The 7,984-nt window shown below is 69.2% G+C and carries 7 protein-coding genes; 3 read left to right on the top strand and 4 right to left on the bottom strand.

All coding sequences use genetic code 11. The annotated features are described in order from the left end of the window. The first annotated feature begins 242 nt into the window (after nucleotides 1-242). Nucleotides 243-371: a hypothetical protein gene (locus ACZ7L1_RS39070; protein WP_471444453.1), complete on the top strand. Its 129-nt coding sequence runs from the start codon at nucleotides 243-245 to the stop codon at nucleotides 369-371. A gap of 175 nt (nucleotides 372-546) precedes the next feature. On the opposite strand, the gene ACZ7L1_RS39075 is transcribed toward ACZ7L1_RS39070, so the two are convergent. Further along, a complete protein-coding gene (locus ACZ7L1_RS39075) occupies nucleotides 547-1,533 on the bottom strand; it encodes a hypothetical protein (RefSeq protein ID WP_471444455.1) in 987 nt (328 codons plus the stop codon). 594 nt (nucleotides 1,534-2,127) lie between these two features. Between ACZ7L1_RS39075 and ypfJ the strand changes: the two genes are divergently transcribed. Next, on the top strand, nucleotides 2,128-3,015 hold the full coding sequence (gene ypfJ / locus ACZ7L1_RS39080) for a KPN_02809 family neutral zinc metallopeptidase (RefSeq protein ID WP_471444457.1): 888 nt from the start codon (nucleotides 2,128-2,130) through the stop codon (nucleotides 3,013-3,015). Nucleotides 3,016-3,795: 780 nt separating this feature from the next. Here the strand turns inward: ypfJ and ACZ7L1_RS39085 are convergent. After that, nucleotides 3,796-4,329 (bottom strand): hypothetical protein, encoded by a 534-nt coding sequence (locus ACZ7L1_RS39085; protein WP_471444459.1) that lies wholly within the window; start codon nucleotides 4,327-4,329, stop codon nucleotides 3,796-3,798. Beyond that, complete coding sequence (locus tag ACZ7L1_RS39090; RefSeq protein WP_471444461.1) at nucleotides 4,326-5,333, bottom strand: hypothetical protein; 1,008 nt, start codon at nucleotides 5,331-5,333, stop codon at nucleotides 4,326-4,328. The genes ACZ7L1_RS39085 and ACZ7L1_RS39090 overlap by 4 nt, the downstream gene beginning before the upstream one ends. A gap of 810 nt (nucleotides 5,334-6,143) precedes the next feature. Between ACZ7L1_RS39090 and ACZ7L1_RS39095 the strand changes: the two genes are divergently transcribed. Then, entirely contained in the window at nucleotides 6,144-6,818 is a 675-nt protein-coding gene (locus ACZ7L1_RS39095) for a hypothetical protein (RefSeq protein WP_471444463.1), read from the top strand. 147 nt (nucleotides 6,819-6,965) lie between these two features. Here ACZ7L1_RS39095 and ACZ7L1_RS39100 read toward each other — a convergent pair whose 3' ends face one another. Then, nucleotides 6,966-7,529, bottom strand: coding sequence for a dihydrofolate reductase family protein (locus ACZ7L1_RS39100; RefSeq protein WP_471444464.1), 564 nt, complete (start codon nucleotides 7,527-7,529; stop codon nucleotides 6,966-6,968). Nucleotides 7,530-7,984: the final 455 nt, after the last annotated feature.

The raw sequence follows: 7,984 nt of genomic DNA on the forward strand, positions 1-7,984 counted from the left end.
TGATCCCAAACAGGTCTGTCAACGAGTCACGAAGGGCCATCCAGTCCCGACAGGTTACAGAGCGTGAGAGCTCCACAGAAGTTGGACCAGAACCGCAACTCGTGAACACCACCCGACCGTGGATCTGAGTGCCTCCCAAACCCATGAACAACTGACGGCACCACTCGTGAATAAAGCCACTGGCCCGAGCCCACTGGAGCGGGGCGACCTTCCGGACCGCGCTGCGCCATGTCCCGGACTCGGTGCGGTTCGGGCGCCTGGTCGCCGTCCTCAGTCCGGCGACGGCCCTCCTGGAGTCGACCAACGCCTCCGAAGCGCTGTCGGCGCTCCTCGCGCTGCGCCAACTGGTGGACACGGTCGCCGACGAGTAGGAGGTCACTGGGGGGCGCCGACGGAGAAAGACGACTTCACGAACGCCGGAGTCCGTAGCCCAGGTTGTAGACCGGGACGCTAGGTACAGCCGTCGGGCGTGCTCGGACCACTACTCGCGCGGGTCGCGGCGCAGCGTGGCCAGTGCCGTCCGGGGTGCGCATTCCAGGGCCGTGGTCACGTGACGTCCTCCGGTTCCAGCTGCTCCCGGCAGTCCGGGCAGAGGTTGGCGACCGAGCCCTCGATGTCCGCCTCAATGAACCACAGCCGCGTGCAGCCAGCGCAGAGCGCGAGTTCGTGAGAGGAGTGGCGGGTACCGCAGGAGGAGCAGTACAGCGTGTCGGAGACCTCTGGACTGTCGGCGAACACGACGCCTGCCACGAGAGCGAATACGTGGCACTGGGGACAGGACCGTCCCGCAACATCGGGGCCGCGGAGGTAGGCGAACAGGAGCTGTTCGCCGTCGTGCCATGACTGGCCGCAGAGGTGGCAGTGTCCGCCGCCTGGGGCGACGACCAGGGTCATCTGCTCGCAGGCGGGGCACTGGATGGTCTGGCTCTCCAGTCCCTGCAACTCGCCGCGGAGCCGGTTGAGGCGTCGCCTGACGTAGGAACTGATGTGCTTCACGCCCTGGGCCACGGGGGCCATCTCCCGGATGGCCGTCTCGCGCTCTGGGCCCTCGAGTAGCGGCAGGAACTCCGTCTCCAGGAAGCGCATGAGGAAGTCGAGTACCCGACCGGCGCGGGCCTCCACCGCGGGGGCGTTGTGCGTGAGCCCGTAGTGCTGTAGCGCGTTGCGGTCCTTCGCCAGTTCCTTCAGCGTCTCGATTTCCTTCTTGTCGAAGGTGATGCCGACGATGTCGCGCAGGCGCTCCACCGCGGCGACGGTGCCGCAGCTCTCGAAGTCCGCGCTGTCGTAGGCGTTCCTGGTCGCCCTGCCAGGGTCCTTGAAGACCAGGCTCCAGTGCTCGCGCTGCAGGCGGGCCTTGAGCAGGACTTCGACCGCGGCCTGCAGGTGCAGAACGGCGTACTTCAGGTCGCGTGGCCCGACCGCTGATTCGTTCTCGTCGAGGTGCTCGACGACGCTGGCGAGGTAGTCAATGCCGTTGCGGATGGGCGGGAAGTCAAGCTGCGGAGGCTCGGAGGGGCGCCCCGGCGGCACCAAACGCCCCCGCCTCGACCTGGCCCTGCGGATACGCCGCCTGCACCGCGGCCTGATCAGCCTCGATCCGGCCGGCTACGGCATCCGCCCCACCGACAGCGCCCGCACCCGCGCCGCGGCCGCCCGCCGCACCACGGCGACCGCCGCCTGATCCGGGTAACCCAGGGAGCCGTGGCTGCCCGGGTTCCACCGCGACCACCTCCTGATCAGCCTCCCCTACCTCCAGGGCCCCGGTCTGAAGAAATGCCCGCTGGCCGACGGACACGCCGCATTCTCTGGGTGCTGCCCTTGAACGGCTCTTCGACGAGTACGCGATCGTCCCGACCGACCCGAGGCGGCCGTCCGTCATCTGAACCTCGCAGGCACGGTCCCGGCACCGGCGACAGGCGGGATGCCGCTGCGCGGGCGACGGCATGGAGGGGCCGTCACCGCGCACTGCGCTCCGCCGTTCACCCACAGAGCGGCGCCGCGGCGTCGCCCGCCGGCTCCTCCGAGAGGCGGAGCAAGAAGAGGACGGGATGGGGATGACCTCGTACGGGGTAGGCGAGCGGGACGACGCGGGGCGGTCCGGCGCGCTGCTTGAGGGAGGGTCAACGTATGCAATTCGACGACGATGCTGCTCTGGACACATCCGAGGTCGAGGACGGTCGGGGAGGTGCGCTGAGCGGGATCCCGGGCGGCGGGAAGACCATCGGCGGGGGACTGGTCGGGCTCGTGGTGCTGGTCGCGGCCGTGCTCTTGGGTGTCGACCCCGGCATGTTCGGCTCGGGCAGCAGCGACACGTCCTCGCCCGGCAAGTCAGCCGCGGACCTCGCGGCGGACTGCCGGACCGGTGCCGACGCCAACCGCAAGGAGGAGTGCCGGATCGTCGCCGTGGTCGACAGCGTGCAGGCATTCTGGAAGCAGACGGAGACAGCCGCCGGCAAGCCGTACCAGCAGGCCCCGACGTTCCTGTTCACCGGCAGTGTGAACACCGGTTGCGGGAACGCGACTTCCGACGTCGGCCCCTTCTACTGCTCAGCCGATGACAAGGTCTATCTCGACCTCGGCTTCTTCAACGACCTGAGCAGCAAGTTCGGCGCCAAGGGCGGCCCGTTCGCCGAGGCCTACGTCATCGCGCACGAATACGGCCACCACTTCCAGGACCTCAGCGGAACGATCTCCCGCGGCAGCGGAAAGGGCCAGAACAGCGGCTCGGTGAAACTCGAGTTGCAGGCGGACTGCTACGCCGGAGTGTGGGCCCACCACGCCACCACCACCCCCGACCCCAAGAGCGGTAAGCCACTGATCACCGACTTGACGAGGGACGACATCAACCGCGGGCTGGACGCGGCCGCCGCCGTCGGAGACGACCGTATCCAGCAGCGCTACCAGGGCAAGGTCACACCCGACACCTGGACCCACGGCTCCGCCAGCCAGCGCCAGCAATGGTTCTCCACCGGCTACCGCTCCGGCCGCGTCGCCAGCTGCAACACGTTCAGCTGACCACACTGACCGCCGGCACCGGAGGCGGCAGTCGGAGAGCGGCGGCAGCAGCGCATGCCGCCGCTCTGCGGCTGAGCACCACGGCGCGTGCGGCAAGTGCGGGGCGAGCTCGCACCACCGAGCACCAAGACCACGCCGATACGTTGAACGGAGACGCCGAGGTGGTCGGGGTAGGCGGTGACGACGGCATCGAAGAAGTCGACGTGCCCAGGCACAGGGCGGCCCTCTCCCGGCGGACGTGCCCCGATCGACGGCCGGGCAGGGGGCGGTTGGGGCGTCTGGAGCAGGACGAGCGCTCGCGCGGGGATCCAGGCAGAGCACGGCACGCTGTTCGGCGAGCAGGCGGGCGCTGCCGCTGGAGCGGACGTCGCCCTCGGCGGGTGCGGCGGGCAGAGACCGGTTCAGGGCGACGGCGGACTCGGCCAGGTGTGTCGCCTCGGTGCAATCCACGGCCTTGATGACGATGTCCGCACGGGCGATCTCGGCCACAAGGCGGGAGCTCGCCTTGAGCGTCGCGCTGCTGGCCTCGGTGCCGGGCCGGTGGAGGCTGAACACTGCGCCGCTGGTGGCGGGGATGGAGCTGAGCAGCTGGGCGTGGGTGTGCGGGTGGCGCGGTCCAGGCCGCGCGGCAGGACGGCGAGCTTCGCCCGCCCGGTCTGGGCGGCGGGACGGTGGGCGGTGGAGTCGACGCCGTACGCGAGCGTCCCCGTGACCGTCAGCTGTCATCGCGCACCCGATCCAGGACGCCGCCGAGCAGACCGCACCCCCGGGATCCCAGCCTCAGGCGTCCGGCCCGGGCGCGTCGCCGATGGAGACGCGCAGGTCATGCATGCCTTGCAGGATGTCGATGAGGGCCTCTTCCGCCCCGCTCAGAGCGCTTCGGGTTCCCTCTGTATCGCCGCGCTCGGCGTGCAGCTGGGCGCCCAGCGCGTACACCGCTGTCATGACGGCGGCGAAGGCGGCCTCCCGGCCCGGTGACAGTTCTTCCGCCTCGGGTTCGGAGACCTGCACCGCGGTGCGCTGCAGCCGGTTCGTCAGGACGTTAACCGCCAAGCCGTAGTCCGCTCCTACCTGTTCCCCCCAGCCGAGCAGCGTCTCAAGGACGTCCTCGATCTCCCCTTCCTCGGTCAGACGGGTTGCGGCGGTGATCTCGAGCTCAGTTTTCGCCAGCAGCCTGCCCAGCAACTGCAGACGGTCCTCTTCCTGCGGCCCCCTGGGTCGCTTCTCCGGATCTGCCAGCGGCTCAGCCGCCAGAGCGGCCAGCGCCGCGTAGATCTGCTCAGCACTTACGGGGTGCTCGCTACTGATGCTCACGCCTTCAGCTTCACCCAGCCAAGGGGTACCCGCTCGCCCAGCACGTTCGAGTCCCAGGCGATTCCACCACCCAGACCAGCGCGTCGGCGCCGCCGCGTCGGGCGACGGCGGTGCGGCGGCGGTGCGGCGGCGGTGCGGTCGAAGCCATGCAGCACGTGCAGCGACGGTGAACCACGCTCGGTTCCTTCCTCATAAGCATGCGTACCGGCGGGCAGGGCGAACGAAATGGCCCAACGCCGTACCATCGCGTCCCAGCGGTTGGTCACCGTCAACCGGAACGCGGTCCAGTGGATGCCGGGCATCGTCGGTGCACACCCCCGGCATCGGTCAGTGGCCGGCTTCCCGGCCGCGCTGCGGTCCGGGCTCCTGCGGGCGGTGCGCCCGCTGGTCGTCCTGGCGCGCCGGGCGCACTGGGTCGGCGTCGTCCTGTTCGGCGTAGCGGTCTGCGAGGGCGCGGGAGGCGTCGGCCGCCTTGGTGAACGCGTCCTGGGGTGGCGCAGCCGCTCGGCCGTCAGATCGAGGGCTTCCACGTCCGTTCGGGACTCCCTCAAAGCCCTCAGCGCCGTCAGGTCGATCGCCTCCCGGCGCCCGGCCTCCGGCTCCGGGTCATCGTGCTCCGGGTCGGCGGCCGGGGGTGCGAGCAGCTGCTCGGGCATCGCCGCCTGCTGGTGCGCGACGACGTCGTACGCCCGGCCCCGCGCGGCGGTGACGGTGGTGCGCAGCTTCTCGCGGACCACCGCGCCGGCGAGGACGGCCCGCTCGTACCGCAACGGCACGCGAGGTATCTCCCACTCCCCCGGCTCCAGGTCCGAGGGCCGCGGCGCGGCCGGTGGGCCCGAGTCGGCCGGGGGCTGCCGGTCCGGGGCGGTGGTCGGCGGGCACCGGGCGGGTTCGAGGTCGGCCAGCGACCAGCGGGCGGTGTAGAGGCGGTAGGCGGGCATCAGGCCGCGCAGCGTCTTCGGCTCGCTGATGTCCAGGCAGTACGTGGCGAGCGCGGCGTCCACGATGTGTTCGTCCAGGCCCGGCTCGTGGCGGCGGCCGCGCAGGACGAGAGCGAGGTGACGGCGGGCTTCGGCGAGCAGGTGCCGACGGTGGAACCGGCCGCCTGTGATGGAAGCGCCCTCGCTGCCTGCCTCTTTCGGGCAGCGAGGGCTTGCACATGTGTGCGGCCCGCTCAGTCTGCCGTGGCCAGGGGCCGCTGCATTTCCTCCAGCTCCCGGAGCAGGCCGACGGCTCGGCTCTGTGGATGTCTGGCTTTGTTACTGAGGGTGGGAGTCGTTCCGACGTGCCTGTGGGAGTCACCTTCTGACCGAGTTTGCTGTGTCGGCTTGTTTCGACGTCAGCAGGGGTCTCGCTGGGGGAGCGTGGAATCATCCAGACCGGCACCGAGTCCTACCGACTCGCCCACACGCGCGCACAAGCTAAACCGGCCAGCTGACCTGGGCTGGCCAAGCCCAGACCGTTGGTACTTCTAGGCCAGAGAGCCGGTCGACAACAGTCCGGCCGCCTGTAGATAGGCGCCCGTGTCTGCGTGGGTGTCGAAGAACAGATCCGCGGGGCGCAAACCGCCCCGGTCATGCGTCGAGGTGAACCCGGCGGCAGGCCGTACAACTCATCGGCGACAACATCCAGATCCACCCTTCCCTCCCACCCGCCAGAAACCGATATGCCGATTTTGTCAACCGTTAGATCTGGTAAGGGCTGAATTTCGGGGTGGCCACGGGGTCGAAGCCCGTGTGGTCATCAGCTGTCATGCCGCCTCCTGGACTATGGCCAGCGCGGCAGGTGCCAGTGGGATCCGCTTGGATGGCTCCGTGTCAGTCTATGAAGTGATCAAGCAGCTGCCTGCCATCGCGACGGTCCGCGATCGGTCCAGGGCCCTGGCGATGCTGGACGCCGTTTTGAACCCTGAGTGGGAGTGGAGGTATTACTCCTTCGATTCCGGCTGGTCGCCGGGCGAGGAGATGGCCTCCATGAGGGACGGCGCTGGCAACGACTACGCCATCGTGTTCTCCGCCGTCGGGGTCTATGCCCAGGCGTGCGACCACGAGTCGCCGATGTCTCCCTATCACGTCGCGCCTCCGGCACCCTGGCCTGGGCTCTTCGACTCTGTACCGGACGTCTTCCGTCCCTATCTGGACGAGCCCGCCTTCGCCGACCACAACGGGCTGCCCCGAGCGACCGTCTGCTTCTGGCGCGAGAGTGCGGACAGCCAGTGGAGGTGCGGCGAAGTACACGCGCCGGACGAGGACATGGACGACGCCGACGGTGCTGAGTGGCTGTTCGATGTGCTCATCGCGGGCAGTGCCGAGGCCTACCGGGAGTTCGCCGAGGAGGTCTACGAGGTCACGCTTGACCTGGCCGCGGTGCAAGCGGTTTTTGATCTCACGCCGCTGACTCAGGAGATCGTCTCGGCGTTGAACCCGGAAGTGACACTCGGTGATCTGGCCAAGGACATAGCCCAGATCGGCTACCCGACGACCGGATGAGCGCCGCTGCTGTCTGGCGGCCTCCCGGACTCGGCAAGGGGCGGACAGACCGGGAAGCGGCGCTGAGCGCACTGCTGGCTGTCCACCCCAGTGGTGGCGTTCACGTTCGCGTGGACCCGGCGGGCGGTCGAGTCGCAGGACGAGCGCTCAGCGCCTCGTCTCGTACCTGGTCAGGATCACGCCGCAGGGAAGCGTCCGCGTCTCCACCACGTTCAGGTTCACCCAGCTGTCCAGCGCGGTGAAGAACGGCGTGCCGCCGCCCACCAGGACCGGCGCGGTGGCCAGCACGTACTCGTCGATCAGCCCAGCCCGCATGGCCGCCCCGGCGAGCGTCGCGCCGCCGATGTCCATCGGGCCGCCGTCCTCGGCCTTGAGCCGGGAGATCTCGGCGACCGCGTCACCGGTGACCAGGCGGGTGTTCCAGTCGACCTTGTCGATCGTCGAGGAGAACACCACCTTCGACATGTTCCGCCAGCGGCGCGCGAACTCGACCTGCGCCGGGGTGGCGTTGGGCTGCTGGTCACCGGTCGGCCAGTAGGAGCTCATCGTCTGCCACAGCTTGCGCCCGTACAGCGTCAAGTCGGTCGCCTGCAACTGGTTGGACCAAAACTGGAACAGCTCGTCGCTCGGCACGCTCCAGCCGATGTCGTCGCCGGGCGCGGCGATGTAGCCGTCCAGGGTCAGGTTCATGCCGTAGATCAGTTTCCGCACGGCTCCAGCCCTCCGTGAGTCGGTCTCACGCGTACAGACCGGCGCAGCGCGGGAAACTCATCGGTGCGCGATATGAGCTCGTGGGCGCTGTGCCCGTCGACCACCGAGGCCTCCGGCCGCGTCCTGGCCGACGTGCTGGCCCCACCGGTGCGTGCGCATCCGTGGGAGGGGTGGACGTTCTCGGCAGGCTAGGAATTCTGTGAATGGGAGCGCAACCATTCACAGCGCACACAGGTCACAGCTTGCGAATCACGGGCCACACCCTGAGCCGCCACGGGGCGGCTCTCCCAAGATGCGTCGTGTCGTAGCGGCGTACCGGACTCTTCGAGGTCTTCATGAAGCTTCGCCGTGCCCTGGCCACGGCGGCGACGGCTGCCATAGCCCCGCTCGCGCTGCTGTCGGCACCGGCCGCGTTCGCGTCGGAGGACACGTCGTCTCCGTCGGCCACCGTTTCC

The organism is Streptomyces sp. NPDC107546, from assembly GCF_055639175.1.

Excerpts from the sequence above, each read along its gene's own strand:
- ypfJ (WP_471444457.1), top strand. The coding sequence starts at position 2,128 with ATGCAATTCGACGACGATGCTGCTCTGGACACATCCGAGGTCGAGGAC.